The sequence below is a fragment of the Flavobacterium sandaracinum genome, from assembly GCF_004349135.1.
Classification (GTDB): Bacteria; Bacteroidota; Bacteroidia; order Flavobacteriales; family Flavobacteriaceae; genus Flavobacterium; species Flavobacterium sandaracinum.
In genome coordinates this window covers 1-1,579 of the sequence record NZ_SMFN01000056.1, presented here as the reverse complement: position 1 = coordinate 1,579, position 1,579 = coordinate 1, and the positions used below count along the sequence as shown (strand labels likewise).

Here is a 1,579-nt window from a genome sequence, read left to right as displayed (position 1 = left end):
ACGCAATTAGATCAAAATGATACCCAAGACAATGGGATCAACATAACCAAGATTCAAGAAAAGATTGAACGATTAAAAAATAATAAAATAGGATATGAACTTCTAGAAGCAAAACTAAAAGCCAGCGGAGAACCCCAAATAAGCACCACCGATGAAGATGCACGCGCGCTTCTGGTTCAAGGAGTAGTAGTTGAGATCAGTTACAATATCCAAGCAGCAGTAGATAATAAACACAATTTAGTAGTTGCCACCCATACCATCAATCGCAATGATCTTAACGCCTTAGGCGCCATTGCACTCGAGGCAAAAGAAAACTTGGGAGTCGACACATTTACTGCTTTGGTAGATAAAGGCTATCATAATGGAAGGGAAATTGCCTACTGCAAAGACCATAACATTACCACCATTGTAGCGCATCCTACGCCAGGAATAAGCAAAGACAGTGTCACAAAACCCGAATATTTGGTTGCCAAATTCATTTACAATAAAGCCGATGACACCTATACTTGTCCCCAAGGAGCAACTTTAAAAACTACAGGAAGATGGCATAAAAAAAGTGGGCGAACCGGACAAAGCGGGCATCAATTCAAGAAATACCGAATACCCTCTTGCAAGGAATGTCCCGTAAAACACCTGTGCACCAGTAGAGCCGGTGGACGCGAGATCGACCGCAGCGAGTATGCTGATGCCATAGAGGAGAACAACCAACGCTACCGAGAAAATCCGCAATTGTATCGCACTAGGCAGGAATTGAAGCGAAGCGGAAATCACGAAATCCAATAAAAAACAAATAAAAAATTGAGTAAATCAACGAACATATTTTTGGCACGATCAAGAGACAATGGGGTTACAATCACACGAATTTAATAGGACTCGAAAAAGTCAATGGCGAACACAGTTTAATTATGCTCGTGTACAACATCAAACGTTCGATAAATATACTGGGCGTACCGGATTTAATTGCCAAACTCAAGAACTGGAAGTCACCTTACAAAACCAAAGGTGTTTTTGTTTTTAAAAGGGTTTATTTAAGGCTTTTTAACGACTTATTCGGATTGGACTTAGCAATTGCTGCTTAAAAAACAAGCTTGCTTAACATGCTTATTTTGAAGTATAAAACGATGATTTTTGCTGTAATTAAGTGAAAAACGGAGTTTTTTCACAGCCTGACGTCCTGGCGCTACAAGCGGTTTGCGGGTTTTGAAAACGTATATTTTCGGCTAAACGAAAATAGGATTAAAAAACGGTAATTCCACTAAATCCGCAAATCGCTTGTAGCGGCTGTTGAACTAAACCTTCGGTAGCGCGTGTCCGAAAAAGTAGTACTTTTCAAAGATAACTAAAATCAATTATTATGACTACAAAAAAAAGCATCCTGATGCTTTAAGGGAAAACAAAATCCTTAATCAGGCCATTCGAGAGGTTCCTAATTTTGAGCAGCTCTTGCATCGATTTGAACGTACGATTTCTATTTTAGGCAGAAGCCAAAGCACCTTTTCTAATTATTCCCGGCATGTAGCTGCTATGGCTTTGCATTTTGGAAAAATCCCAACCGAGTTGGATCAAGAGCAAGTACAAG

General features: G+C 39.8%; 2 protein-coding genes. Both read left to right on the top strand.

What is annotated here, in order from left to right:
• Positions 1-783: transposase (locus E0F91_RS18130; RefSeq protein WP_279432797.1), on the top strand; the 783-nt coding region annotated here is incomplete at its 5' end.
• 23 nt (positions 784-806) lie between these two features.
• On the top strand, positions 807-1,079 hold the full coding sequence (locus E0F91_RS18125; RefSeq protein ID WP_341825597.1) for a transposase: 273 nt from the start codon (positions 807-809) through the stop codon (positions 1,077-1,079).
• Positions 1,080-1,579 lie beyond the last annotated feature (500 nt).